The 26,437-nt window shown below is 41.9% G+C and carries 21 protein-coding genes; 19 read left to right on the plus strand and 2 right to left on the minus strand.

Annotation, left to right across the window (positions count from 1 at the left end):
* Positions 1–25: 25 nt before the first annotated feature.
* The 15 genes from purC (at position 26) to purB (ending at position 16,948) form a co-directional block, all read left to right on the plus strand.
* Entirely contained in the window at positions 26–733 is a 708-nt protein-coding gene (gene purC / locus HMPREF1117_RS02920) for a phosphoribosylaminoimidazolesuccinocarboxamide synthase (RefSeq protein WP_000043281.1), read from the plus strand.
* A gap of 67 nt (positions 734–800) precedes the next feature.
* A complete protein-coding gene (locus HMPREF1117_RS02925; RefSeq protein WP_000361199.1) occupies positions 801–4,526 on the plus strand; it encodes a phosphoribosylformylglycinamidine synthase in 3,726 nt (1,241 codons plus the stop codon).
* Between the two features lie 35 nt (positions 4,527–4,561).
* Positions 4,562–5,182: a DNA alkylation repair protein gene (locus HMPREF1117_RS02930; RefSeq protein ID WP_000617031.1), complete on the plus strand. Its 621-nt coding sequence runs from the start codon at positions 4,562–4,564 to the stop codon at positions 5,180–5,182.
* A gap of 25 nt (positions 5,183–5,207) precedes the next feature.
* Positions 5,208–6,650, plus strand: coding sequence for an amidophosphoribosyltransferase (purF, locus tag HMPREF1117_RS02935; RefSeq protein WP_000220608.1), 1,443 nt, complete (start codon positions 5,208–5,210; stop codon positions 6,648–6,650).
* Positions 6,651–6,972: 322 nt separating this feature from the next.
* Complete coding sequence (purM, locus tag HMPREF1117_RS02940; protein ID WP_001284579.1) at positions 6,973–7,995, plus strand: phosphoribosylformylglycinamidine cyclo-ligase; 1,023 nt, start codon at positions 6,973–6,975, stop codon at positions 7,993–7,995.
* Positions 7,992–8,543: a phosphoribosylglycinamide formyltransferase gene (gene purN / locus HMPREF1117_RS02945; protein ID WP_000717489.1), complete on the plus strand. Its 552-nt coding sequence runs from the start codon at positions 7,992–7,994 to the stop codon at positions 8,541–8,543. Before purM ends, purN begins: the two co-directional genes overlap by 4 nt.
* Before the next feature lie 44 nt (positions 8,544–8,587).
* Positions 8,588–9,052 carry a GNAT family N-acetyltransferase gene (locus HMPREF1117_RS02950; RefSeq protein ID WP_000566244.1) on the plus strand — a complete coding sequence of 155 codons (465 nt, stop codon included), beginning with the start codon at positions 8,588–8,590 and terminating at the stop codon, positions 9,050–9,052.
* Between the two features lies 1 nt (position 9,053).
* Positions 9,054–10,601: a bifunctional phosphoribosylaminoimidazolecarboxamide formyltransferase/IMP cyclohydrolase gene (gene purH / locus HMPREF1117_RS02955; RefSeq protein WP_000161902.1), complete on the plus strand. Its 1,548-nt coding sequence runs from the start codon at positions 9,054–9,056 to the stop codon at positions 10,599–10,601.
* Between the two features lie 120 nt (positions 10,602–10,721).
* Entirely contained in the window at positions 10,722–11,987 is a 1,266-nt protein-coding gene (gene purD, locus HMPREF1117_RS02960; RefSeq protein ID WP_000772214.1) for a phosphoribosylamine--glycine ligase, read from the plus strand.
* Positions 11,988–12,177: 190 nt separating this feature from the next.
* Positions 12,178–12,669, plus strand: a complete 492-nt coding sequence (gene purE / locus HMPREF1117_RS02965) for a 5-(carboxyamino)imidazole ribonucleotide mutase (RefSeq protein ID WP_000165483.1) — start codon at positions 12,178–12,180, stop codon at positions 12,667–12,669.
* On the plus strand, positions 12,656–13,747 hold the full coding sequence (gene purK, locus HMPREF1117_RS02970; protein WP_000099041.1) for a 5-(carboxyamino)imidazole ribonucleotide synthase: 1,092 nt from the start codon (positions 12,656–12,658) through the stop codon (positions 13,745–13,747). Before purE ends, purK begins: the two co-directional genes overlap by 14 nt.
* A gap of 9 nt (positions 13,748–13,756) precedes the next feature.
* The gene (locus tag HMPREF1117_RS02975; protein ID WP_000614690.1) at positions 13,757–13,984 is read left to right on the plus strand and encodes a hypothetical protein; all 228 of its coding nucleotides are present in this window, start codon (positions 13,757–13,759) and stop codon (positions 13,982–13,984) included.
* A gap of 64 nt (positions 13,985–14,048) precedes the next feature.
* The gene (locus HMPREF1117_RS02980) at positions 14,049–14,603 is read left to right on the plus strand and encodes a hypothetical protein (RefSeq protein WP_000760418.1); all 555 of its coding nucleotides are present in this window, start codon (positions 14,049–14,051) and stop codon (positions 14,601–14,603) included.
* Positions 14,596–15,636 carry a hypothetical protein gene (locus HMPREF1117_RS02985; protein WP_001037134.1) on the plus strand — a complete coding sequence of 347 codons (1,041 nt, stop codon included), beginning with the start codon at positions 14,596–14,598 and terminating at the stop codon, positions 15,634–15,636. The genes HMPREF1117_RS02980 and HMPREF1117_RS02985 overlap by 8 nt, the downstream gene beginning before the upstream one ends.
* A gap of 13 nt (positions 15,637–15,649) precedes the next feature.
* On the plus strand, positions 15,650–16,948 hold the full coding sequence (gene purB / locus HMPREF1117_RS02990; protein WP_000610718.1) for an adenylosuccinate lyase: 1,299 nt from the start codon (positions 15,650–15,652) through the stop codon (positions 16,946–16,948).
* Positions 16,949–17,006: 58 nt separating this feature from the next.
* Here purB and strH read toward each other — a convergent pair whose 3' ends face one another.
* Both strH and HMPREF1117_RS03000 read right to left on the minus strand, forming a co-directional pair.
* Entirely contained in the window at positions 17,007–21,119 is a 4,113-nt protein-coding gene (gene strH / locus HMPREF1117_RS02995) for an LPXTG-anchored beta-N-acetylhexosaminidase StrH (RefSeq protein ID WP_000764163.1), read from the minus strand.
* A gap of 289 nt (positions 21,120–21,408) precedes the next feature.
* Positions 21,409–22,125 carry a GntR family transcriptional regulator gene (locus HMPREF1117_RS03000; protein WP_001007195.1) on the minus strand — a complete coding sequence of 239 codons (717 nt, stop codon included), beginning with the start codon at positions 22,123–22,125 and terminating at the stop codon, positions 21,409–21,411.
* A 309-nt stretch (positions 22,126–22,434) separates the two neighbouring features.
* Between HMPREF1117_RS03000 and HMPREF1117_RS03005 the strand changes: the two genes are divergently transcribed.
* From HMPREF1117_RS03005 to HMPREF1117_RS03020, 4 genes are read left to right on the plus strand one after another with little or no spacing between them, the layout of a single operon-like run.
* Complete coding sequence (locus HMPREF1117_RS03005; protein ID WP_000196631.1) at positions 22,435–24,222, plus strand: glycoside hydrolase family 35 protein; 1,788 nt, start codon at positions 22,435–22,437, stop codon at positions 24,220–24,222.
* The gene (locus HMPREF1117_RS03010; RefSeq protein ID WP_000156970.1) at positions 24,219–24,695 is read left to right on the plus strand and encodes a PTS sugar transporter subunit IIB; all 477 of its coding nucleotides are present in this window, start codon (positions 24,219–24,221) and stop codon (positions 24,693–24,695) included. Before HMPREF1117_RS03005 ends, HMPREF1117_RS03010 begins: the two co-directional genes overlap by 4 nt.
* Positions 24,696–24,721: 26 nt before the next feature.
* Positions 24,722–25,627 (plus strand): PTS mannose/fructose/sorbose/N-acetylgalactosamine transporter subunit IIC, encoded by a 906-nt coding sequence (locus HMPREF1117_RS03015; protein ID WP_000616998.1) that lies wholly within the window; start codon positions 24,722–24,724, stop codon positions 25,625–25,627.
* Positions 25,614–26,435: a PTS system mannose/fructose/sorbose family transporter subunit IID gene (locus HMPREF1117_RS03020; protein ID WP_000185290.1), complete on the plus strand. Its 822-nt coding sequence runs from the start codon at positions 25,614–25,616 to the stop codon at positions 26,433–26,435. Before HMPREF1117_RS03015 ends, HMPREF1117_RS03020 begins: the two co-directional genes overlap by 14 nt.
* Positions 26,436–26,437 lie beyond the last annotated feature (2 nt).

Raw genomic sequence — 26,437 nt, forward strand, 5'->3', positions numbered from 1 at the left:
AGTAATACGAAAGGCGAACTTTAAAATGTCAAAACAATTGATCTATTCGGGAAAAGCTAAAGATATCTATACAACTGAGGATGAAAATCTTATTATTTCAACTTACAAGGACCAAGCGACTGCTTTCAATGGTGTCAAGAAGGAGCAGATTGCAGGTAAGGGAGTCTTGAATAATCAGATTTCATCTTTTATTTTTGAAAAATTAAATGCGGCTGGTGTGGCGACTCACTTTGTGGAGAAACTTTCGGACACGGAACAACTCAATAAAAAGGTTGAGATTATTCCTCTAGAAGTCGTGCTTCGTAATTACACGGCTGGTTCCTTTTCAAAACGTTTTGGCGTAGACGAAGGTATCGCATTTGAGACTCCGATTGTTGAGTTTTACTACAAAAATGATGATTTGGATGATCCATTTATCAATGACGAGCATGTGAAATTCCTTAAAATTGCGGATGACCAGCAGATTGCTTACTTGAAGGAAGAAACGCGTCGTATCAATGAACTTTTGAAAGGCTGGTTTGCTGAGATTGGCCTCAAGTTGATTGACTTTAAGCTAGAGTTCGGTTTTGACAAGGATGGCAAGATTATCTTAGCAGATGAATTTTCACCAGATAACTGCCGTTTGTGGGATGCGGATGGCAACCACATGGACAAGGATGTTTTCCGTAGAGGTCTAGGTGAATTAACAGATGTTTATGGGATTGTTTGGGAAAAGTTGCAGGGGTTGAAATAATCTGTGTACAAGACTCTTAACGTCGTTTGGAAACATTGCAAGAGCTGAAATAAAGGAATAAGAATTGATGGATAAACGTATTTTTGTTGAAAAAAAGGCTGATTTTCAGGTCAAGTCAGAGAGTTTGGTTAGAGAACTTCAGCATAACTTGGGGCTTTCAAGTTTGAAAAGTATTCGCATCGTGCAAGTTTATGATGTATTTGACTTGGCAGAGGACCTGTTTGCACCTGCAGAGAAACACATTTTCTCTGAGCAGGTGACAGACCATGTTTTGGAAGAAGCGGCTGTGCAGGCGGATCTTGCTAACTATGCTTTCTTTGCTATTGAAAGCCTACCTGGTCAGTTTGACCAGCGTGCAGCTTCTTCACAGGAAGCTTTGCTTTTGCTGGGAAGTTCGAGTGATGTGACGGTCAATACAGCCCAACTTTACTTGGTGAATAAAGATATCGATGTGACGGAATTAGAAGCGGTCAAGAACTACTTGCTCAATCCAGTTGATTCTCGTTTTAAGGACATCACGACCGGGATTGCCAAGCAAGAGTTTGCAGAATCGGATAAGACCATTCCCAAATTGACTTTCTTTGAAGGTTATGGGGCTAGCGACTTTGCCACCTACAAGGGAGAGCAAGGTTTAGCTATGGAAGTGGATGATTTGCTCTTTATCCAAGACTACTTCAAGTCAATCGGGCGCGTGCCAACTGAAACGGAACTTAAGGTTTTGGACACTTATTGGTCTGACCACTGCCGTCACACGACTTTTGAGACAGAGTTGAAACATATCGACTTTTCAGCTTCTAAATTCCAAAAGCAATTGCAGTCAACATATGACAAGTACATTTCCATGCGTGATGAGTTGGGACGTACGGAAAAACCGCAAACCTTGATGGATATGGCGACTATTTTCGGTCGTTATGAGCGTGCTAATGGACGTTTGGATGATATGGAAGTGTCAGACGAAATCAATGCTTGCTCAGTTGAAATCGAAGTGGATGTTGATGGTGTGAAAGAACCATGGCTCCTCATGTTCAAAAATGAAACCCACAACCACCCGACAGAAATTGAGCCATTTGGTGGTGCTGCTACCTGTATTGGTGGAGCCATTCGTGACCCATTATCAGGTCGTTCTTATGTTTACCAAGCCATGCGTATCTCAGGTGCGGGTGATATTACAGCACCGATTTCGGAAACTCGTGCTGGTAAGCTGCCCCAACAAGTCATTTCTAAAACAGCTGCTCATGGGTATTCTTCATATGGTAACCAGATTGGGCTTGCAACAACCTACGTTCGTGAATACTTCCACCCAGGCTTTGTAGCTAAACGCATGGAGCTTGGTGCCGTTGTCGGTGCAGCTCCTAAGGGCAATGTTGTCCGTGAAAAACCGGAAGCGGGTGATGTCATTATCCTCCTTGGAGGTAAGACTGGACGTGATGGTGTCGGTGGTGCGACAGGTTCTTCTAAGGTTCAAACGGTTGAGTCTGTGGAGACTGCTGGAGCTGAAGTTCAAAAAGGAAATGCCATCGAGGAACGCAAGATTCAGCGCCTCTTCCGTAATGGTGAGGTGACGCGTCTCATCAAGAAATCTAATGACTTTGGGGCAGGCGGTGTCTGTGTAGCTATCGGTGAATTGGCAGACGGTCTTGAAATCGACCTCAACAAGGTACCTCTTAAATACCAAGGCTTGAATGGTACCGAAATTGCCATCTCTGAATCTCAAGAACGGATGGCTGTTGTGGTGCGTCCTGAAGATGTAGATACCTTTGTTGTTGAATGTAACAAAGAAAATATTAATGCTGTTGTTGTTGCGACAGTAACTGAAAAACCAAATTTAGTCATGCACTGGAATGGTGAAACCATTGTCGACTTGGAACGTCGTTTCCTTGATACAAACGGTGTGCGTGTGGTCGTCGATGCTAAGGTTGTGGACAAGGATGTCAAGCTTCCAGAAGAGCGTACAACAAGCGTAGAAACACTGGAAGTTGATACACTTACGGTTCTGTCTGACCTCAATCATGCGAGTCAAAAAGGTTTGCAGACTATCTTTGACTGCTCTGTTGGTCGTTCTACGGTTAATCACCCACTTGGTGGTCGCTACCAATTGACGCCAACTGAGGCTTCTGTGCAGAAATTGCCAGTTCAACATGGTGTGACCCATACGGCGTCAGTCATGGCCCAAGGTTTCAACCCTTATGTGGCAGAATGGTCTCCATATCACGGTGCTGCTTATGCAGTTGTCGAAGCAACTGCTCGTTTGGTTGCTACGGGCGCCAACTGGTCTAAGGCTCGTTTCTCTTACCAAGAGTACTTCGAGCGCATGGACAAACAAGCTGAGCGTTTTGGTCAGCCAGTAGCTGCTCTCCTAGGCTCTATCGAAGCTCAGATTCAGCTTGGTCTACCATCTATCGGTGGTAAGGACTCCATGTCTGGTACTTTTGAAGAATTGACCGTACCGCCAACCTTGGTTGCCTTTGGGGTAACGACGGCAGATAGCCGTAAGGTGCTTTCTCCTGAGTTCAAAACTGCTGGGGAAAACATCTACTACATCCCAGGACAAGCCCTCTCAGCAGAGATTGATTTTGACTTGATTAAGTCTAACTTTGCTCAGTTTGAAGCTATTCAAAAGGCTCACAAAGTAACATCTGCATCGGCTGTCAAATACGGCGGTGTGGTTGAAAGTTTGGCTCTTGCTACCTTTGGAAATCATATCGGTGCAGAGGTAACCTTGCCTGAACTCGAGACAGCTTTGACAGCTCAATTGGGCGGATTTGTCTTCACCTCTCCTGAAGAAATCGCTGGAGTAGAGAAGATCGGTCAAACGAACGCAGACTTTGCATTGACTGTCAACGGTGTGAAGCTAGATGGATACAAGCTTGACAGTGCCTTCCAAGGGAAACTAGAAGAAGTTTACCCGACAGAATTTGTCCAAGCGAAAGAGCTGGAAGAAGTTCCAGCTATCGCTTCTGAGACAGTCATTAAAGCCAAAGAAACTATTGAAAAACCAGTTGTTTACATCCCAGTCTTCCCAGGAACCAACTCAGAATATGACTCAGCTAAGGCCTTTGAAAAAGAAGGTGCAGAGGTTAACTTGGTGCCATTTGTAACCTTGAATGAAGAAGCCATAGTTAAGTCAGTTGGAACTATGGTTGATAATATTGGAAAAGCAAACATACTCTTCTTTGCAGGTGGTTTCTCAGCTGCAGATGAGCCAGATGGATCCGCTAAGTTTATCGTCAACATCCTTCTCAATGAAAAAGTGCGTGCAGCCGTTGATAGCTTTATCGCTCGTGGCGGTTTGATTATCGGTATCTGTAACGGATTCCAAGCCTTGGTTAAATCAGGTCTCCTTCCTTATGGGAACTTCGAGGATGCTAGCAGTACTAGCCCAACTCTCTTCTATAATGATGCTAACCAGCACGTAGCTAAGATGGTAGAAACCCGTATTGCCAATACTAATTCACCTTGGCTTGCTGGTGTGAAAGTGGGCGATATCCACGCTATTCCTGTTTCGCACGGTGAAGGGAAGTTTGTCGTGACGGCTGAGGAATTTGCAGAGCTCCGTGACAATGGCCAAATCTTTAGCCAATATGTGGACTTCGAAGGCAAACAAAGTATGGATTCTAAGTACAATCCAAATGGTTCTGTCCATGCCATCGAAGGAATTACCAGCAAGAATGGTCAAATCATCGGTAAGATGGGACATTCAGAACGTTATGAAGATGGTCTTTTCCAAAATATTCCAGGAAATAAAGACCAGCATTTGTTCGCGTCTGCTGTACGTTATTTCACAGGGAGATAAAAGGTATAAAACAGTCAGTTTGTAAAAAGGATATTATGATTCAGTATATTGAAAGGCTAGAAAGAGATTTTTTGTTTATAGAACATGGTTTTAAAGAACAAGAGAAGAAAGCCTTAGCTGATTATAAATCCAATGATAGCGAGTATATCAAAAATTTGGCACTTTTGGCTTATGAATCAGATGTTTATCAAGTTCGAATGTATGCTGTGTTTCTTTTAGGGTACTTATCAAACGATAAAGAAATTTTAATATTCATGCGAGATGAAGTTTCCAAAGATAACAACTGGAGAGTTCAGGAAGTTCTTGCTAAAGCATTTGATGAGTTTTGTAAGACTACTGGTTATGAAACGTCACTGCCAATCATTGATGAATGGTTAAACCATAACAATCCAAATATAAGAAGAGCTGTAATAGAGGGATTAAGAAGATGGACAAGCAGGCCATATTTTAGAGAGCATCCTACCGAGGCTATTAAACGAATAGCTACTTTAAAAGTAGATACAAGTGAGTATGTTAGGAAGTCGGTAGGGAATGCTTTAAGAGACATAAGTAAGAAATTTCCTAATTTAATTAAAGAGGAAATCAAGAGTTGGAATGTAGAAAATAAAGAAATCAAAAAAGTGTACAAACTAGCCAGTAAAATTATTGAAGTTTAGAATGTAAGTACAAAAGGTATAAAAAATGACATACGAAGTAAAATCTCTTAATGAAGAATGCGGTGTTTTCGGTATCTGGGGACATCCAGATGCTGCTAAATTGACCTATTTTGGACTCCATAGTCTTCAGCACCGTGGTCAGGAGGGGGCAGGAATCCTCTCCAATGACCAAGGGAAATTGAAGCGCCATCGTGATATGGGGCTTTTATCAGAAGTCTTCAAAAATCCTGCTAATTTGGATAAATTGACAGGAAGTGGAGCAATTGGGCATGTGCGTTATGCGACTGCTGGCGAAGCTTCTGTAGATAACATCCAGCCCTTCCTCTTCCGTTTTCACGATATGCAGTTTGGTTTGGCTCATAATGGAAATCTGACTAATGCAGCCTCTCTCAAGAAAGAATTGGAACAAAGAGGAGCCATTTTCAGCGCGACATCGGACTCGGAAATCTTAGCTCACCTCATTCGTCGCAGTCACAATCCGAACTTGATGGGCAAAATCAAGGAAGCGCTCAGCCTTGTTAAAGGTGGTTTTGCTTATATCTTGCTGTTTGAAGATAAGTTAATTGCTGCTCTTGACCCAAATGGTTTCCGTCCCCTTTCGATCGGGAAAATGGCTAACGGAGCAGTCGTAGTGTCATCTGAAACCTGTGCTTTTGAAGTCATTGGTGCAGAATGGATTCGCGATTTAAAGCCAGGTGAGATTGTGATCATTGATGACAAGGGAATCCAGTATGATAGCTATACAGATGATACCCAGTTAGCAATCTGTTCTATGGAGTATATCTATTTTGCTCGCCCTGATTCTAACATTCATGGTGTCAATGTTCATACGGCACGTAAACGTATGGGTGCCCAATTGGCGCGTGAATTCAAGCATGAGGCAGATATCGTAGTCGGTGTGCCCAATTCTTCTCTCAGCGCAGCTATGGGCTTTGCGGAAGAATCAGGTCTACCAAACGAAATGGGCCTCATCAAGAACCAATACACCCAACGTACCTTTATCCAACCGACTCAAGAATTGCGGGAGCAAGGGGTGCGGATGAAACTCTCTGCTGTTTCAGGAGTTGTAAAAGGCAAGCGTGTGGTTATGATTGATGACTCTATTGTACGTGGAACAACCTCTCGTCGGATCGTTCAGCTCCTGAAAGAAGCAGGTGCGACTGAGGTTCACGTTGCCATTGGTAGTCCAGCGCTAGCTTATCCATGTTTCTACGGGATTGATATCCAGACCCGTCAGGAGCTAATTGCGGCAAATCATACGGTTGAAGAAACGCGTCAAATCATTGGGGCGGATAGCCTGACCTATCTTTCTGTTGAAGGATTGATTGATTCGATTGGTATTGAAACAGATGCGCCGAATGGTGGTCTCTGTGTCGCTTACTTTGACGGTGACTACCCAACACCTCTCTACGACTACGAAGAAGACTATCGTCGAAGTTTGGAAGAAAAGACCAGTTTTTATAAATAGGTAGCCTATCCTCCATTAAAGAAAAGTAATAAACAAATGACAAATAAAAATGCTTATGTCCCACGTTTCACTACTGACTAAAAGCTAAAGCATTTGTCAGTAGACGCTTTCTCCTATGGGGCAAAGCTAGAACCCTGACTAGTATTTTTATACTCTTCGAAAATCAAATTCAAACCACGTCAGCTTCACCTTGCCGTACTCAAGTACAGCCTGCGGCTAGCTTCCTAGTTTGCTCTTTGATTTTCATTGAGTATTAGATAAAATAATTGTTTATCTAAAAATACGTCGCAGTCTTTCCCAAAAAAAGAAAAGGAAAAATAAAATGGCAAATAAAAATGCGTACGCTCAATCTGGTGTGGATGTTGAAGCGGGTTATGAAGTTGTTGAGCGGATCAAAAAGCACGTAGCTCGTACGGAGCGTGCAGGTGTCATGGGAGCTCTTGGTGGCTTTGGTGGCATGTTTGATCTTTCAAAAACAGGTGTCAAAGAGCCCGTCTTGATCTCAGGAACTGATGGTGTCGGAACCAAGCTCATGCTGGCTATCAAGTATGATAAGCATGACACGATTGGGCAGGATTGTGTGGCCATGTGTGTCAACGATATCATCGCTGCAGGCGCGGAGCCTCTCTATTTCCTTGACTACGTAGCGACAGGCAAGAATGAACCAGCTAAACTAGAGCAAGTCGTCGCTGGTGTAGCAGAAGGTTGTGTGCAGGCTGGTGCTGCCCTTATTGGTGGGGAAACGGCTGAAATGCCTGGTATGTATGGTGCAGATGACTATGACTTGGCTGGTTTTGCAGTCGGTGTGGCTGAAAAATCTCAAATCATTGACGGTTCAAAAGTGGCAGAAGGAGATATTCTGCTCGGACTTGCTTCAAGTGGGATTCACTCCAATGGTTACTCACTCGTTCGCCGTGTCTTTGCCGATTACACAGGTGAGGAAATTTTGCCAGAATTGGAAGGCAAGAAACTCAAGGAAGTTCTTCTTGAGCCGACTCGTATCTATGTCAAGGCTGTCTTGCCACTCATCAAGGAAGGCTTGGTAAACGGCATTGCCCACATCACAGGTGGTGGCTTTATTGAAAATGTCCCTCGAATGTTTGCAGCTGACTTGGCTGCTGAGATTGAGGAAAGCAAAGTTCCAGTCTTGCCAATCTTCAAAGCCCTTGAAAAATACGGTCAGATCAAGCATGAAGAAATGTTTGAAATCTTCAATATGGGTGTGGGACTCATGCTTGCAGTTAGCCCTGAAAATGTAGGCCGTGTCAAGGAATTGTTGGATGAACCAGTCTATGAAATTGGTCGTATCGTCAAGAAAGAAAACGAAAGTGTCATCATCAAATGAAAAAAATAGCGGTTTTTGCCTCTGGTAATGGTTCAAATTTTCAGGTGATAGCCGAAGAATTTCCAGTGGAGTTTGTCTTTTCAGACCATCGTGACGCCTATGTGCTCGAACGTGCAGACAAGCTCGGCGTTCTATCCTATGCTTTTGAACTCAAGGAGTTTGAGAGCAAGACAGACTACGAAGAAGCGCTTGTTGAACTCTTGGAAGAACACCAGATTGACTTGGTTTGTCTAGCAGGCTACATGAAAATCGTTGGACCAACCTTATTGGCGGCTTATGAAGGTCGGATTGTCAACATTCATCCAGCCTACCTGCCAGAGTTTCCAGGAGCTCACGGAATTGAGGATGCTTGGAATGCAGGTGTTGAGCAGTCTGGTGTGACCATTCACTGGGTGGATTCTGGAGTAGATACAGGAAAGGTCATCAAACAAGTACGTGTACCACGGCTGGCTGATGATACGATTGACAGTTTTGAAGAACGGATTCATGAAGCAGAGTATAAACTCTATCCTCAAGTGTTGGAGAGTTTAGGGGTAGGGAGAAGATAAGAAGTAAATCAGGTTTTGATTGTGCAATATTGCTAGGAGAAAAAATGATTGATTTGAAATTAGTAGATGAGAGCAGTTTTCAGGCAGTGCTGGATTTGAAAATATCTGAAGCTGATGAACGAGCGCGTTTCGTGGCTCCAAATGTACGCTCTTTAGCTGACGCATGGCTCTACCGAGAGAATGGGGATGTGTTTCCGAGGGCAATCTATTGGGATAAGCAAGTAGTTGGCTTTCTCCTGTTGGAAATAGACGAGGATGAAGCGGAATACTTTATCTGGCGGATAATGATTGGTCAGCAATACCAAGGAAGAGGTTATGGTCGAAAAGCCTTGGAAGCTCTAATCAAAGAGGCTCAGATGGATAGAGCTTGCAGTCATATTATTGCAGATTATGTGGCCGGAAATGAAAAAATGAAGCACCTGCTGACTAGTCTGGGTTTTCAGGAAACAGGATTTATACAAGAAAATAACGAAGTCGCTATGCGCTTGGACCTAAAGAAAGAGGAATAGAATGACGAAAAAAGCTTTGATCAGCGTCTCAGACAAAGCGGGCATTGTTGAATTTGCCCAAGAACTTAAAAAACTTGGTTGGGAGATTATCTCGACTGGTGGAACCAAGGTTGCCCTTGATACTGCTGGGGTGGACACCATTGCTATCGATGATGTGACTGGTTTTCCAGAAATGATGGATGGTCGTGTTAAGACCCTTCATCCAAATATCCACGGTGGGCTCCTCGCTCGTCGTGATTTGGATAGTCACCTGGAAGCGGCCAAAGACAATCAAATCGAGCTCATTGACCTTGTAGTGGTCAACCTTTACCCATTCAAGGAAACTATTCTCAAACCAGACGTGACTTATGCTGATGCTGTGGAGAATATCGATATTGGTGGGCCATCTATGCTTCGTTCAGCAGCGAAGAATCATGCCAGCGTGACGGTTGTGGTAGACCCTGCTGACTATGATGTGGTGCTTAACGAATTGTCAGCCAATGGTGAAACGACTTACGAAACGCGTCAACGTTTAGCGGCCAAGGTTTTCCGTCACACAGCGGCTTATGACGCCTTGATTGCAGAGTATTTCACAGCTCAAGTCGGAGAAAGCAAACCTGAAAAGCTCACTTTGACCTATGACCTCAAACAAGCTATGCGTTACGGTGAGAACCCTCAACAAGACGCGGACTTCTACCAAAAAGCTTTGCCGACTGACTACTCGATTGCATCCGCTAAACAACTTAACGGGAAAGAATTGTCATTCAATAATATCCGTGACGCTGATGCGGCCATTCGTATTATCCGTGATTTCAAAGATCGTCCAACCGTTGTGGCTCTCAAACACATGAACCCATGTGGAATCGGTCAGGCTGATGACGTCGAGACTGCTTGGGACTACGCTTATGAGTCTGACCCAGTGTCCATCTTTGGTGGGATTGTTGTTCTCAACCGTGAGGTGGATGTTGCGACAGCTGAGAAGATGCATGGTGTTTTCCTCGAGATTATCATCGCACCTAGCTATACGGATGAGGCGCTAGCTATTTTGACCAATAAAAAGAAAAACTTGCGTATCCTTGCCTTGCCATTTGACGCTCAAGAAGCGAGTGAAGCGGAAGCTGAATATACTGGTGTGGTCGGTGGACTTCTGGTGCAAAACCAAGACGTTGTCAAAGAAAGTCCAGCTGACTGGCAAGTGGTGACCAAACGCCAACCAACTGAGACAGAAGCGATAGCACTTGAGTTCGCTTGGAAGTCTATTAAATACGTCAAATCAAACGGAATTATTGTGACCAACGACCACATGACACTGGGTGTTGGTCCAGGTCAGACTAACCGTGTGGCTTCTGTTCGTATCGCCATTGACCAAGCTAAAGACCGTCTTGACGGCGCTGTGCTTGCTTCGGATGCCTTCTTCCCATTTGCGGATAATGTGGAAGAAATCGCCAAAGCAGGTATTAAGGCTATCATCCAGCCCGGTGGATCGGTCCGTGATCAGGAATCCATCGAAGCTGCTGACAAATATGGCTTGACCATGGTCTTCACAGGTGTGAGACATTTTAGACATTAAGAATATAAAGGAAAGAAAACAGTTTCTTTCCTTTTTTGGCTTAAAATGCTAAGTGAAACAAGATTAAAACGAACATTTATGGTATAATTTTAATAAATAATTCGCAAAAGAGGTTAAGAGATGAAGCTGTTAGTTGTCGGTTCTGGTGGTCGTGAACATGCGATTGCCAAGAAGTTGCTTGAATCAAAAGACGTTGAAAAAGTCTTTGTGGCTCCTGGAAATGACGGAATGACTCTGGATGGTTTGGAATTGGTAAACATCTCTATTTCCGAACATTCTAAGTTGATTGACTTCGCAAAGGTCAACGATATCGCTTGGACCTTCATCGGTCCAGATGATGCCCTTGCTGCTGGCATTGTGGATGATTTTAACCAAGCTGGGCTTAAGGCTTTTGGGCCGACTAGGGCCGCTGCTGAACTGGAGTGGTCCAAGGATTTTGCTAAGGAAATCATGGTCAAATACGGTGTTCCGACAGCAGCCTATGGCACATTCTCGGACTTTGAGGAAGCCAAGGCCTATATCGAAAAGCAGGGGGCTCCTATCGTGGTCAAGGCGGATGGATTAGCGCTTGGCAAAGGTGTTGTTGTTGCAGAAACGGTTGAGCAAGCGGTCGAAGCTGCCCACGAGATGCTTTTGGACAATAAATTCGGTGATTCAGGTGCGCGTGTTGTCATCGAAGAGTTCTTAGCTGGAGAGGAGTTCTCTCTTTTTGCCTTTGTTAATGGCGACCAGTTCTACATCATGCCAACAGCTCAGGACCACAAACGTGCCTACGACGGGGACAAGGGTCCTAACACTGGTGGGATGGGTGCCTATGCACCAGTTCCACACTTGCCACAGAGTGTAGTTGATACAGCGGTTAAGACTATTGTCAAGCCAGTTCTTGAAGGTATGATTCAGGAAGGTCGCCCTTATTTGGGTGTCCTTTACGCAGGCTTGATTCTGACAGCTGATGGACCTAAGGTCATCGAGTTTAATGCACGCTTTGGAGATCCTGAAACTCAGATTATTCTGCCTCGTTTGACATCTGACTTTGCACAAAATATAACGGATATCCTGAATGGCAAGGAGCCAAACATCACTTGGACGGATAAGGGTGTGACTCTGGGTGTGGTTGTCGCATCCAACGGTTACCCGCTAGACTATGAAAAGGGTGTTGAATTGCCAGCCAAGACAGAAGGCGACATCATCACCTACTATGCAGGGGCTAAGTTTGCGGAAAATAGCAGAGCACTGCTCTCAAACGGTGGACGTGTCTATATGCTCGTCACCACAGCAGGCACTGTCAAAGAAGCCCAAGACATCATCTACCAAGAACTCACCCAACAAAAAACAGAAGGCCTCTTTTACCGAAAAGATATCGGAAGCAAGGCCATAAAAGATTAACAGATATTGGCGAGCGAAAGCGAGCCAAACTAAGATAATGGTCGCCGTGGTGAAAAGACCAGAACAATTTCTGTTCTGGTCTAGGGAAAATTTGAGACCTTAGGCTCAAATTTTAGGAATGAAACCGAAGGTTTGCTTCCGTCCCCACCACCTAAGACCATTATCAAAAAAGAAGAAAAAAGGAAAAATTATGACTAAACCAATTATTTCCATCATCATGGGCTCAAAATCCGACTGGGCAACCATGCAAAAAGCAGCAGAAGTCCTAGACCGCTTCGGTGTAGCCTACGAAAAGAAAGTTGTTTCCGCACACCGTACACCAGACCTCATGTTCAAACACGCCGAGGAAGCCCGTAGTCGCGGTATCAAGGTCATCATTGCAGGTGCTGGAGGCGCAGCCCATTTGCCAGGCATGGTAGCAGCCAAAACCACTCTGCCTGTCATTGGTGTACCAGTCAAATCACGTGCGCTTAGTGGGGTCGACTCGCTTTACTCTATCGTACAGATGCCGGGTGGCGTGCCTGTAGCGACGATGGCTATTGGTGAAGCAGGTGCGACCAATGCGGCCCTCTTTGCCCTCCGTCTTCTGTCAGTAGAGGATCAAGCTATTGCGACAGCATTGGCAGATTTCACAGAAGAACAAGGAAAAATCGCAGAGGAGTCGACAAATGAGCTCATCTAAAACAATTGGAATTATCGGTGGGGGTCAACTGGGGCAGATGATGGCCATTTCTGCTATCTACATGGGGCACAAGGTTATCGCGCTGGACCCAGCAGCGGATTGCCCAGCCTCCCGTGTGGCGGAAATCATAGTGGCGCCTTATAATGATGTGGATGCCCTCCGTCAGTTGGCGGAGCGTTGCGATGTTCTGACCTATGAGTTTGAAAATGTCGATGCTGACGGTTTGGATGCCGTCATTAAGGATGGACAGCTCCCTCAAGGTACCAATCTGCTTCGTATTTCCCAAAATCGTATTTTTGAAAAGAATTTTTTGTCAAATAAGGCTCAAGTAACGGTGGCATCTTACAAGGTTGTGACCTCAAGTCAAGACTTGGCAGATATTGATCTGTCGAAAAACTATGTCCTCAAGACTGCAACTGGTGGCTACGACGGGCATGGGCAAAAGGTCATTCGCTCAGAAGCAGACTTGGAAGAAGCCTATGCACTAGCCGATTCAGCAGACTGTGTTTTGGAAGAATTTGTCAACTTTGATCTTGAAATTTCCGTCATCGTATCAGGAAATGGCAAGGATGTGACGGTGTTCCCAGTTCAAGAAAATATCCACCGTAACAATATCCTGTCTAAGACCATCGTACCAGCCCGTATTTCAGAAAGTCTAGCTGATAAAGCCAAAGCCATGGCGGTGCGAATTGCAGAACAGCTTAACCTGTCTGGAACCCTTTGTGTAGAAATGTTTGCGACGGCTGATGACATCATTGTCAACGAAATCGCTCCGCGTCCACACAACTCAGGCCACTACTCAATCGAAGCCTGCGATTTCTCCCAGTTTGACACGCATATTTTGGGTGTTCTTGGAGCACCATTGCCAGCCATCAAACTGCATGCACCTGCTGTTATGCTCAATGTCCTCGGTCAGCATGTAAAGGCCGCTGAAAAATATGTCACAGAAAATCCAAGCGCCCACCTCCACATGTATGGTAAAATAGAAGCAAAGCACAACCGCAAGATGGGGCATGTGACTTTGTTTAGTGATGTGCCAGATAGTGTGGAAGAGTTTGGGGAAGGGATTGATTTTTAGGAGATGTCTATGATTCAAATAATCGTTAATGCATTTGTTGAAAAGGATAAGACTGGAGCAGTTGTCGAAGTCTTGTTTGCTAGTGCTGACCAAGATAAGGTACAAGCTAAATATGAAGAACTAGCTGCACAATACCCTGAAAACTATTTAGCAATTTATGATTTACCATTGGATACCGATCTCAATGAATTCTCTCACTACCCATCCGTGTTTATTGGGAAAGAGGAGTTTGAATAGGAAATATTAAAATACAATTTAATTGATTTTTATTTCGAGTATTGATACTAGTTAGGGGTATAAAATGAAAAAATATTTGAGATTTTTAGTAACAACAAGTGACTTGTCTAATTTTATTATCATTTTAGTTGCTCTATTTTTATCTTGTATAGGTACCTCAACTTTTTTCGATGGAAATATTGATTTAAATTCACGACTTCCTATTTTTTTGTATACTACTCTTGCCACATTAGTATCATCTATACTTGATCCTATTTTAGAAATTCTAAAAGTTGAGTCTAAAAAGAAAAAACAGAAAGTAATATTATTGGGAATTATAGCTAGCTTAGCAACCTATTTTTATAGCTTTTATGATAATTCAATATTCGAGAATCTTCAGTCAATCTCGAAGCGAGGAGGTTTCTCGGCTGCATCTGTAGCGCTATTATTATTTAATATGACTTATATAAACTATCAGCTACAAAAAATTAGAGAAGAAGAGTTAAACGAAGAGAAACGAAAACAACTTGAAGACAAACTAAAATCAAAAGCTACCCTAGAAGAAAAAAATGAGCTTGAAGAGCGTGTGTTAAAACTTGAAGAGCGTGTGTTAAAATTAGAAGGAAGAACGAATGAATAAATTAGAATTAAAATTGTCTTCGCAAAAAAGTGACGATACACTATATACGAATTGGCAAATTTCAAAATTATCTAATGATTTTAGTGAATTCTATTATAAATCGGTTTTATTACATGATATTTCTAACTATCTTGATCAAGGTGTTCTGAAAAAAGATGTTATTATTTTTAATTCATCTATAAAAATTAATAATCAATATACAAAATATAGAAGTGCAGAGCTTGATTTGAATAATCCTACTGATGTTGTGAAGTTTTATCACTTGGGTTCTCCAATTTCTCTTTTTCCTAATAAACAAGTTTTAGTTTTACATGAGCTTTTTGAAGCTTATCGAGTGTATTTTTCCATTGCTAGTAAGTACAAGTTAAATTTAGGTAATAAGAGGGATGATTTATCGGAACTATTTAATATCTCTAGAGAATCTTCAGATGTATTGTATTTCAGTTTTGTGAAGTTCTTTAGTGAGAAATTAACAGAGAATAACGAATTAGAAAGTGATAATAGAAGGAAGTGTCTTCAGGAAATACAATCTAAGTTTAAAATTAGAGATAATGAATTGATAGAATTATTCAATAGTTTTGATGAAAAGCAATTATCTAAGCAGTTTGATTATATATTTAACAGATTTGAACGCCCAATCGTTGGTATCAAGATGGAAGATGATAAAATTAAGCTCTTGGGAAATGAGTTCTTTGTACAATCAAAATTTACTTATTTGAATGACCGTTTTTTGGAGACCAGGTCAATAAGCCAAAATAGTCCTTTAGAAATGATGCTTAAAATGTCATTTATAGTCGTCCCTTATTTGTGGCTTATTTTTAGAGAAAAAATTGATGTGATGAGAATGCAAAATCAAAATGATCAATTGGATCAAAAAATAGAAAGCTTAGATATAGAAATCAAAAAACTAGAAAAGATTTCTGAAGACGAAGGTATTTCATTAAATCAATCAACTCCGTTACCTAATTTAAAAAAATCTGTAATACAAAAAGGTGAATCTGTACTAGATGAACTTGAAGCAAAAGTAATGTAAGGAGAAACTAACAATGATCAACCGTTACTCTCGCCCTGAAATGGCGAACATTTGGAGTGAAGAAAATAAATACCGTGCTTGGCTTGAGGTGGAAATCTTGGCTGACGAGGCATGGGCTGAGCTGGGTGAAATCCCTAAGGAAGATGTGGCTTTGATTCGTGAGAAGGCAGACTTTGACATCGACCGTATTTTGGAAATTGAGCAGGAGACTCGTCACGATGTGGTGGCTTTCACGCGTGCGGTTTCTGAAACGTTAGGGGAAGAGCGCAAGTGGGTCCATTATGGTTTGACTTCTACCGACGTGGTAGATACGGCCTATGGTTACCTCTACAAGCAGGCCAACGACATTATCCGTCGTGACCTTGAAAACTTCACTAACATCATCGCTGATAAGGCTAAGGAGCACAAGTTCACTATTATGATGGGTCGTACCCACGGTGTGCATGCTGAGCCTACAACTTTTGGTCTGAAATTAGCAACTTGGTACAGCGAAATGAAGCGTAATATCGAGCGATTCGAGCATGCTGCTGCTGGTATTGAAGCTGGTAAAATCTCTGGTGCGGTTGGGAACTTTGCCAACATCCCACCATTCGTAGAGCAATATGTCTGCGATAAGCTTGGTATCCGTGCTCAAGAAATCTCTACACAGGTGCTTCCTCGCGACCTTCACGCTGAGTACTTTGCAGTTCTTGCTAGCATTGCGACCTCCATCGAGCGTATGGCGACTGAGATTCGTGGTTTGCAAAAATCTGAACAACGCGAAGTGGAAGAGTTTTTTGCCAAGGGACAAAAAGGGTCTTCAGCAATGCCTCACAAACGCAACCCTATCGGTTCTGAAAACATGACTGGTCTTGCGCGTGTTATCCGTGGTCACATGATTACGGCTTATGAAAACGTGGCTCTCTGGCATGAGCGTGACATCTCTCACTCATCAGCTGAGCGTATCATCACACCAGATACGACTATTTTGATCGACTACATGCTTAACCGTTTCGGAAACATCGTTAAGAACTTGACGGTTTTTCCTGAAAACATGATTCGCAATATGCACTCAACTTTCGGTCTTATCTTTAGCCAACGTGCTATGTTGACCTTGATTGAGAAAGGGATGACCCGTGAGCAAGCCTATGACTTGGTGCAACCAAAAACAGCCTACTCTTGGGATAATCAAGTAGACTTTAAACCACTTCTAGAAGCAGATCCAGAGGTGACATCACGCCTCACACAAGAAGAAATCGACGAAATTTTCAATCCAGTTTATTACACTAAACGAGTGGACGATATCTTTGAGCGTCTTGGACTTGGCGACTAATCATAAATCAAAAAAGCGAGAAATTCATCTCGCTTTTTATTGTTTCTCTAAAAGACTGTTAGTCTTCTTTTTTCTTAGTCAATCCATAAGCTACAAGAGTAGTCATGAGGCCTGCGGCTATCAATCCTGCGGAATGGTGACTTCCTGTTTCAGGGAGTTTTTTCTCCGTTGCCACAGGAGCTGGATCTTGAGGAAGAGCTTTGGTTTCCCCAGCAGGAACAGATGTTGGGGCTGGTTGGCTTGGGATTTCTAGTTTTGGTTCGTCTTCAGAGATTGCATGTTGTGTCTTTTTATCATCAACATGTGTTACTAGAGTTCCCACTTCCACTACTTGAGCAATAGCTTCCTGAGCTAGGACACTGTTTACAAGTGCTCTTACTTCCTTACCATCAGTAGAAGTAGTGACAGAGTAGAAGTTTACGCGACGACCATTGACACCTTTAGTTACTACTTGAGCTTTACCTTTGGCTAATAAAGGATTTTCACGAGTAACAGTGGTAAATGGAATTTCTTCTTCTTGGATGTCAATTCTAGGTTTGATTTCTGCTACAGGTGCAAGCTCGTGTTCATCGCCGACTTGAGCTACTAGAGTTCCCACTTCCACAACTTGAGTAACAGCTTCTTGGGTTACAAGACTATCTACAAGAGTTTTTTCTTCTTTTCCATCTGCAGAAGTGGTTACAGTGTAGAAATGACTACGATGTCCATTGACACCTTTCGTCACGATTTGAGTTTTGCCTTTCAGTAATAGAGGGTTTTCATGGGTGACTGTAGTGAATGGAATTTCTTCTTCTTGGATGTCCAGTCTAGGTAGAGCTTCAGCTACTGGTGCAAGATTGTGTTCATCGCCTTTATGTTTTATAGGAGCGCCTACTTCAACCACTTGATTGACAGCTTCTTTTGTTACTTGGCTATCGAGAACGGTTTCTGTAGTTTTGCCATTTTCAGTTAGAACAGAGATATGATGAATTCGTTCCCCTTTGACCCCAGGTGTGATGATCTTTTCTTGTCCCTCTGGGAGGTTTGGATTTTCTTTTTTAATAATCTCAAACGGAATTTCTTCTGTTCTTGTGATGAGCTCTGGTTGGGTTTCGACGTTGGCAGCCACTTCATTTTCATCCAGGCTTCCTAAGTGAGTTGCAGCTGGTTTGAGGCCTAGACGGGCAGCGTGGAGTTTGTCTACAAGTGTATCGACTTCAGCCTGTTTATTACGATTGAGGTTATAGTTGAGAGCTTCTTTAGCTGCATGAAGGGCGTCTATACTTTCTTTACTATATCCTTCCAAGTTTTGAGGAAGTTGACCGACTTCGTTACGGAGAGCTGAGTAGTTAGCGCGGAAGTAGTCCTTGTTGTGGTCAGCAAAGGCAGTCATGATTTCAAAAATTTCTTCTTCCTTGTACTCAGCACTTGGTTTATCTGCCCAGATACCTAGCATACTTCCGACAGTTGGAAGGTCTACTTCGGGATACTTAGTAGAAGCAAGTTGATTGAATGGAACTTTACCAGAATTTTCAATGGCTTTTGAAAGTGGATAAGCTTCATCTTGTTTGTGATTTCCTATAACATAATACCAATCTCCGTTGGTGTTAAGAAGTTTGTAACCTTTGCTTGCCAGGTATTGAGGAGATGCAAGATTATAGCCCCACCAACCTTTAGACCAGTAAGAAATCAAGACATCTTTATCAAATTCGACATCATCCTTATCTTCATAGTAGAAGCCATCATTAAAGGCCATTGGTCGAAGGCCTCTCTCTTTAGCCATAGCAGCAAGAGTGTTAGAGTATTCAGCAAACTTACCATAGAGATTGTAGTATTTTAGATAATACCAACCTTGAGCGTTGGTTGCATCGTTGGCATATTCGTCTGTGCCGTAGTTGAATATTTTAGTCTTGCCTGCAAAGAAGTCCATGTACTTGCCGATAAGAGCTTTTGTAAAGTTCATCGCTTCTTCGTTTTCAAGGTCCATGGTTGTTTTTGAGACCTTATCAAAGTTGGCTTGCGGATTATGGATACCTAATTTTTCCATAGCAACAAGCATTGCATCCATGTGACCTGGGCTGTTGATCGCTGGGATAAGGCCTAGACCTTTAGATTTTGCATAGTCAATCAGGTCAGCAACTTCAGCTTGACTAAGTGTGGTGCCGTTTGGATCGTCGTAGTAGGCTTTTGTCCCTTCGATAATGGCATTTTTGACATCGTCACTTGTATAAGTCTTGCCGTTAGCAGTGATGCTCATATCATCTAGTAAGAATCGAAGTCCGTCATTACCAAGTAGGAGATGAAGATCAGAATATCCTAGTTCACTAGCCTTGTCAATGATGCGTTTTAATTGTTCAGCTGAGAAATACTTGCGCCCAGCATCGATTGAAATCACCTTATTTTTTTCTAGTTTTTCAAGTTCACGTTTGGCTTCTTCTTCTTTTTGAGCTTCAGGCGTGAGGGTCAAATTGCTGACAGTTTCTTGAAGTTTAGCGATAGCTTCATCAATCGTATCTTGTTGGGCACGGCTAAGGTTGTTATCGAGAGAGCGAATAGCTTTTTCAGCTTCTTTTACGGCCGCGACACTTTCTGAAGTATAGCGGTTAAGGTCTTTTGGTATCTCGTTAAGAGCCTGTTCTGCAGATTCGTAATCAGCCGCAAAGTACTCGGCGTTAGAATTTGCGAATTGGCGCATGAGTTTGAAGAGTCGTGATGGAGAATAGCGTGCAGATGGGGTATCAGCCCAGGCAGCTACCATACCACCGATAATTGGAATGTCAGCACCTTCTGTTTTTGGTACTGAAGTGATTGGAGTGCTCTTGATACCATTGAGTCCTTGATCGAGGTTGTACCAGCCTTGGCCATCTGCATTTCGTCCTAGAACGTAGTACCAAGCATCGTTGGTATTCAAGATTTGGTGTCCTTTTTCAACTAGAAGTTTAGAAGAAGCGACATCATAACCGCCCCAGCCACCAGTCCACATAGAAACGATGATATCTTTGTCAAAAGTTCCAAAGCTAGTATCACTATTGTAGTAAATACCATCGTTGAAGGCCATTGGTTTGAGGCCGTGCGATTTTACAATACGAGCTAGGTCATTGGCATAGGCAATAAATTTTTCATATCCTTTTACAGGGTAGCCTTCGTTTGGATAGTATTTATCAGCTTGAAGAACACTCCAACCTTTAGCATTTGTTGCATCATTGGCATACTCATCTAGTCCGATATTAAAGATTTCAGACTTCCCAGCGAAATAAGCAGCGTATTTATCAATCAGAGCCTTTGTAAACTCAACTGCCTCTTTATTATCAAGATCAACTGTACGGGCAGATTCTTTCCCAAAGTAGTTAAAGTTAGGGTTCTGGATACCGAGCTCTTTCATGGCATTTAAAATCGCATCCATGTGGCCAGGACTATTCACAGTTGGGACTAAGCCGATACCCTTATCTTTGGCATAGTTAATAAGATCCGTCATTTGGCTTTCTGTTAGATGGTTACCATTTGGATCATTGTAATACTCATTTGTACCTTTTTCAATGGCGCGTTTGACATCATCACTAGCATAGGTTTTTCCATTAGCTTTGATGGTCATGTCGTCCAACATGAAACGCATTCCGTCATTTCCAACTAGTAAATGAAGATCAGTAAAACCGTAGTGCTTGGCCTTGTCAATAATCTCCTTGAGTTGGTCTGGCGAAAAGTACTTACGTCCAGCATCGATTGAGATCATTTTTCTTTTGGCTAGTTTTTCATTTACCTGTGCTACTCGTTCAGTAGTTGGAGTTGGAACAGCTGGAGTAGATGGCTCATTTTGATTATCAGCTTCCTTAGTTTTTTCAGCTTGAGTAGAACTATCTGCTTGAACAATAGGTGTTGGACTTGCATTTTCACTTACTGGAGGGGTTACAGGATTGTCAACTTTTGGAGCATCTGTCTTAGCAGTGCCAACATCTGCTTTCACTTCTTCTTTAGGTTGGATTACTGTGTCTGAAAGCTTTTCGGCTTCCTTAGTTGGACCTTCTTTTAATTGCGGGTTATCTGGCATAGTTTGTAAAGTTTCAGGTTTTTGCGGTGCTGGTGTGACTCCGTCAGCGGATACGACTTGAGTACCAAAGGCAAAACCAATCAGCACTGAAGCAGCTCCAAACGCATACTTACGAATGGAAAATCGCTGTTTCTTTTCTAGTTTCATGACATAACCTCCTTGTAACACTGTTTTGATAACGTTTACATAAAACCAATTTCATTTTATTATCTATCTAATAAAAAGTCAAGTAGCTTTTATATAAGAACTATAATAAATGTAGAGAATTATAAAGTTTTGGTAAAAATCAAAAATATCAGTTAAACACATGAAAATGATATAATTTTTAACTTTTTTAGTAAAAATAGTCTAAATTAAGTAAATTAATGATATAGGGTTTTCATAATATCGTTTTCAGGTTATAGTAAAAAAGCCTAAGCAGTGCTTAAGCTTTTTATTAGTGATCACGGTCACATGAAATAAATTTAATTTTGTAGTAATCAGCTCGTTTGTATGTTTCGCTGAAGGCGAGGACTTGACCAGTAGACTCTAGTCGAGTTGTCTTAGTTTGCAAAACAGTAGGGAATTGCTCGTCAACTCCGAGCACTGAAGCAGCATGTTCTGGAGTAGGAAATGCTATTTCATTGATTTCTTCAAAATGTTCATCATTCATATGAATGTGGTAATCCAATTTAAAACGGTTATAGATTGAACTATAATATTCTAAGTTAGGATAATTTGCATTGATGTATTGCTCTGGGATATAAGATGTGTGGTAGATGTATGCGACACCATTAGTTTGACGTACACGTTCAATTTTGTAGTAGAATTGATCACCACGAAGTCCAAGTTTTTCTAAGTAGTTTAGTTTGTTTGCACGTTCGATCGAAAGAACAGTAACTTTGTCATCTTTGGTTTCGAAAACTTCTACATCAGAAAACTCTACGAGTTTATGCTTACGTGCGCGTGAAACGAATGTCCCTTTCCCTTGTTGGCGGACAATATAGCCGTCTTTGGCAAGGTCGTTCAAGGCACGGACAACAGTGATCGAACTTACATCATACATTGAAATCAATTCAGCTTCAGTGTAAAATTTATCTCCACTGGCGAATTGACCAGAGATGATTTTGTTCTTTAACTCGTCTTTAATATATTGATACTTAGGAATTGCCATATTTTCACCTCGATTTTCTTTCTCCGTTAAAGATTTTACCATAAAAATCACAAGATTAACAGTTTTTTGAATAAAAAATTTAAGATAATAAGCTATAAGGTTAATTTGTATAGGAATTATTATAAAACGATACATATTTATACTTGTTGTACAAATCTTACTACCTTTATGTATTATAAGTTTTTTTTTTGGAAAATTTAGTAAAAAATGAAAAAAATGTGAAAACCTATTGACAAATGGAAGATATTCATGTATATTTACTATATCAACGAATGAAAGCGTAAACTTTAATTGTCAGAAGGTAGTATTATGACACGATTTAAAATTACGGATGATTTCTACTTAGATGGGAAACTGTTCAAGATTTTGTCCGGCGCCATTCATTATTTTAGAATTCCAGCAGAGGATTGGTATCATTCCTTATACAACTTAAAAGCGCTTGGTTTTAATACTGTCGAGACTTACGTTGCGTGGAATTTACACGAGCCTGTTGAAGGGGAGTTTAATTTTGAAGGTGCTCTTGATTTGGAGAGATTTCTCCAGATAGCGCAGGATTTGGGGCTCTACGCTATTGTACGTCCGTCCCCATTTATATGCGCGGAGTGGGAGTTTGGCGGCTTGCCAGCTTGGCTCTTAACTAAAGACATGCGTATTCGCTCGTCTGATCCATCCTATATTGAGGCGGTTGGTCGTTACTATGATCAATTATTGCCAAGGCTTATTCCACACTTGTTGGATAAGGGTGGAAACATTCTTATGATGCAAGTTGAAAATGAATATGGATCTTACGGAGAAGATAAGTCTTATCTGAGAGCAATTCGAAAATTGATGGAAGAAAGAGGGATTGATTGTCCACTCTTTACCTCAGATGGTCCTTGGAGAGCTACTCTAAAGGCAGGAACTCTAATCGAAGATGATCTTTTTGTAACAGGGAACTTTGGTTCTAAGGCACCGTACAACTTTTCACAGATGCAGGAATTCTTTGATGAGCATGGTAAGAAATGGCCACTCATGTGTATGGAATTTTGGGATGGTTGGTTCAATCGTTGGAAAGAACCAATTATCACACGGGATCCTAAAGAATTGGCAGATGCTGTTCGAGAAGTTTTGGAACAAGGATCGATTAACCTTTATATGTTTCACGGTGGAACAAACTTTGGTTTCATGAATGGTTGCTCAGCTCGAGGAACTTTGGACTTGCCACAAGTTACATCATATGACTACGATGCCTTACTTGATGAAGAAGGAAATCCAACTGCCAAATACTTAGCAGTTAAGAAGATGATGGCAACGCATTTCCCAGAGTATCCACAGTTGGAGCCACTTTATAAAGAAAGCATGGAAATGGATTCGATTTCACTTGCTGAAAAAGTTTCCTTGTTTGAGACCTTAGATAGTTTGTCTAGTCCAGTAGAAAGCCTCTATCCTAAAAAGATGGAAGAACTTGGACAAAGTTATGGTTACCTACTCTACCGAACAGAGACAAGTTGGGATGCAGAAGAAGAACGCATTCGGATTATTGATGGTCGAGATAGAGCACAGTTGTTCGTAGATGGTAAGTGGGTTGCAACCCAATACCAAACTGAAATTGGAGAAGATATCTTTTATCAAGGAGAAAAGAAAGCGTTATCTCGATTTGATATCCTGATTGAAAACATGGGGCGTGTCAATTATGGGCACAAGTTTTTAGCCGACACACAACGTAAAGGAATCCGAACAGGTGTCTGCAAGGATTTACACTTCTTACTTAATTGGAAACAATATCCACTACCACTGGATAATCCTGAGAAAATTGATTTTTCAAAAGGATGGACAGAAGGACAACCAGCCTTTTACGCATACGACTTCACAGTTGAAACGCCGAAGGATACCTACTTAGACTTGTCTGAGTTTGGGAAAGGAGTTGCTTTTGTCAATGGGCGTAATCTAGGACGTTTTTGGAACGTCGGCCCAACACTCTCGCTTTATATCCCTCATTGTTATCTCAAGGAAGGTGCTAATCGTATCATTATTTTTGAAACAGAAGGTGAATATAAAGAAGAGATTCATTTAACTCGTAAACCTACACTAAAACACATAAAGGGGGAAAACTTATGACAATTGTAGGATGCCGTATCGATGGACGTTTGATCCACGGACAAGTAGCCAATCTTTGGGCTGGAAAACTAAATGTTTCACGTATTATGGTTGTAGACGATGAAGTTGTCAACAACGACGTTGAAAAGAGTGGTTTGAAACTTGCGACACCACCAGGTGTAAAATTGAGTATTTTGCCAATTGAAAAAGCGGCAGCCAATATCCTTGCTGGAAAATACGATAGCCAACGACTCTTTATCGTGGCTCGTAAACCAGACCGCTTCCTTGGTTTGGTCGAAGCAGGTGTACCACTTGAAACCCTTAATGTTGGGAACATGTCTCAAACACCAGAAACACGTGCCATCACACGTTCTATCAACGTAGTGGACAAGGATGTGGAAGATTTCCACAAATTGGCAGAAAAAGGTGTTAAACTTACTGCTCAAATGGTTCCAAATGATCCAATTTCAGACTTTTTGAGCTTATTAAAATAGGAAAAAATTTTTAGGAGGTCATTGTTATGATACAATGGTGGCAAATTTTACTTCTCACTTTGTACTCAGCTTATCAAATCTGTGATGAGTTGACGATCGTTTCATCTGCAGGTTCCCCTGTATTTGCTGGTTTCATTACTGGTTTAATCATGGGAGATGTGACAACTGGTTTGTTTATCGGTGGTAGCTTGCAGTTGTTCGTACTTGGGGTAGGTACCTTTGGTGGTGCTTCTCGTATTGACGCAACTTCTGGTGCGGTTCTTGCAACAGCATTCTCAGTTTCACAAGGAATTGCTACAGACCTTGCAATTACTACAATCGCTGTACCAGTAGCAGCACTTTTGACTTACTTTGACGTACTTGGTCGTATGACTACTACATTCTTCGCACACCGTATTGATGCTGCGATTGAACGTTTCGATTATAAAGCAATCGAACGTAACTACCTTCTTGGTGCTCTTCCTTGGGCTCTTTCTCGTGCCCTTCCAGTCTTCTTTGCCCTTGCCTTTGGTGGTGCATTTGTACAAACAGTAGTTGACTTGGTTAAACAGTACCAATGGGTTGCAGATGGTTTGACTCTTGCAGGACGTATGCTTCCAGGTCTTGGATTTGCAATCTTGCTTCGTTACCTTCCAGTTAAACGTAACCTTCACTACCTTGCTATGGGATTTGGTTTGACAGCTATGTTGACTGTTCTTTACTCATACGTAACAGGTCTTGGTGGCGCTGTTGCTGGTATCGTAGGTACTCTTCCTGCTGATGTTGCTGAAAAAATTGGCTTTGCTAACAACTTCAAAGGATTGTCTATGATTGGTATCTCTATTGTAGGTATCTTCCTTGCAGTGCTTCACTTCAAAAATAGCCAAAAAGTAGCTGTAGCAGCACCTTCTACACCATCAGAAAGTGGGGAAATCGAAGATGACGAATTCTAATTACAAACTAACAAAAGAAGATTTTAATCAAATCAACAAACGTAGCTTGTTTACTTTCCAATTAGGTTGGAACTACGAACGTATGCAAGCGTCTGGATACCTTTACATGATCTTGCCTCAATTGCGTAAAATGTATGGGGATGGAACTCCTGAATTGAAAGAAATGATGAAAGTTCATACTCAATTCTTCAATACTTCACCATTCTTCCACACAATTATCGCTGGTTTCGACCTTGCTATGGAAGAAAAAGATGGTGTTGGTTCAAAAGATGCCGTTAACGGTATCAAGACAGGTTTGATGGGACCATTTGCTCCTCTTGGAGATACTATCTTTGGTTCACTTGTGCCTGCTATCATGGGTTCTATCGCAGCAACTATGGCTATCGCTGGTCAACCATGGGGTATCTTCCTTTGGATCGCAGTTGCAGTTGCTTATGACATCTTCCGTTGGAAACAATTGGAATTTGCATACAAAGAAGGGGTTAACCTTATCAACAATATGCAAAGTACTTTGACAGCTTTGATTGACGCTGCATCTGTACTTGGTGTCTTCATGATGGGTGCTCTTGTAGCAACAATGATCAACTTTGAAGTTTCTTATAAATTGCCAATCGGTGAAAAATTGATTGATTTCCAAGACATCTTGAACTCAATCTTCCCACGCTTGCTTCCAGCAATCTTCACTGCCTTTATCTTCTGGTTGCTTGGTAAGAAAGGCATGAACTCTACAAAAGCAATTGGTATCATCATTGCTCTTGCAGTAGGTCTTTCATTCATCGGTAAATTCTTACTTGGAATGGGCGCATAATT

Source organism: Streptococcus sp. SK643, from assembly GCF_000259505.1.
Lineage (GTDB): Bacteria > Bacillota > Bacilli > Lactobacillales > Streptococcaceae > Streptococcus.

What these genes read in the sequence shown, in the direction of transcription:
- purC (WP_000043281.1), top strand. Translation starts at nt 26, where the DNA reads ATGTCAAAACAATTGATCTATTCGGGAAAAGCTAAAGATATCTATACA.
- HMPREF1117_RS02925 (WP_000361199.1), top strand. Translation starts at nt 801, where the DNA reads ATGGATAAACGTATTTTTGTTGAAAAAAAGGCTGATTTTCAGGTCAAG.
- HMPREF1117_RS02930 (WP_000617031.1), top strand. Translation starts at nt 4,562, where the DNA reads ATGATTCAGTATATTGAAAGGCTAGAAAGAGATTTTTTGTTTATAGAA.
- purF (WP_000220608.1), top strand. Translation starts at nt 5,208, where the DNA reads ATGACATACGAAGTAAAATCTCTTAATGAAGAATGCGGTGTTTTCGGT.
- purM (WP_001284579.1), top strand. Translation starts at nt 6,973, where the DNA reads ATGGCAAATAAAAATGCGTACGCTCAATCTGGTGTGGATGTTGAAGCG.
- purN (WP_000717489.1), top strand. Translation starts at nt 7,992, where the DNA reads ATGAAAAAAATAGCGGTTTTTGCCTCTGGTAATGGTTCAAATTTTCAG.
- HMPREF1117_RS02950 (WP_000566244.1), top strand. Translation starts at nt 8,588, where the DNA reads ATGATTGATTTGAAATTAGTAGATGAGAGCAGTTTTCAGGCAGTGCTG.
- purH (WP_000161902.1), top strand. Translation starts at nt 9,054, where the DNA reads ATGACGAAAAAAGCTTTGATCAGCGTCTCAGACAAAGCGGGCATTGTT.
- purD (WP_000772214.1), top strand. Translation starts at nt 10,722, where the DNA reads ATGAAGCTGTTAGTTGTCGGTTCTGGTGGTCGTGAACATGCGATTGCC.
- purE (WP_000165483.1), top strand. Translation starts at nt 12,178, where the DNA reads ATGACTAAACCAATTATTTCCATCATCATGGGCTCAAAATCCGACTGG.
- purK (WP_000099041.1), top strand. Translation starts at nt 12,656, where the DNA reads ATGAGCTCATCTAAAACAATTGGAATTATCGGTGGGGGTCAACTGGGG.
- HMPREF1117_RS02975 (WP_000614690.1), top strand. Translation starts at nt 13,757, where the DNA reads ATGATTCAAATAATCGTTAATGCATTTGTTGAAAAGGATAAGACTGGA.
- HMPREF1117_RS02980 (WP_000760418.1), top strand. Translation starts at nt 14,049, where the DNA reads ATGAAAAAATATTTGAGATTTTTAGTAACAACAAGTGACTTGTCTAAT.
- HMPREF1117_RS02985 (WP_001037134.1), top strand. Translation starts at nt 14,596, where the DNA reads ATGAATAAATTAGAATTAAAATTGTCTTCGCAAAAAAGTGACGATACA.
- purB (WP_000610718.1), top strand. Translation starts at nt 15,650, where the DNA reads ATGATCAACCGTTACTCTCGCCCTGAAATGGCGAACATTTGGAGTGAA.
- strH (WP_000764163.1), bottom strand. Translation starts at nt 21,119, where the DNA reads ATGAAACTAGAAAAGAAACAGCGATTTTCCATTCGTAAGTATGCGTTT.
- HMPREF1117_RS03000 (WP_001007195.1), bottom strand. Translation starts at nt 22,125, where the DNA reads ATGGCAATTCCTAAGTATCAATATATTAAAGACGAGTTAAAGAACAAA.
- HMPREF1117_RS03005 (WP_000196631.1), top strand. Translation starts at nt 22,435, where the DNA reads ATGACACGATTTAAAATTACGGATGATTTCTACTTAGATGGGAAACTG.
- HMPREF1117_RS03010 (WP_000156970.1), top strand. Translation starts at nt 24,219, where the DNA reads ATGACAATTGTAGGATGCCGTATCGATGGACGTTTGATCCACGGACAA.
- HMPREF1117_RS03015 (WP_000616998.1), top strand. Translation starts at nt 24,722, where the DNA reads ATGATACAATGGTGGCAAATTTTACTTCTCACTTTGTACTCAGCTTAT.
- HMPREF1117_RS03020 (WP_000185290.1), top strand. Translation starts at nt 25,614, where the DNA reads ATGACGAATTCTAATTACAAACTAACAAAAGAAGATTTTAATCAAATC.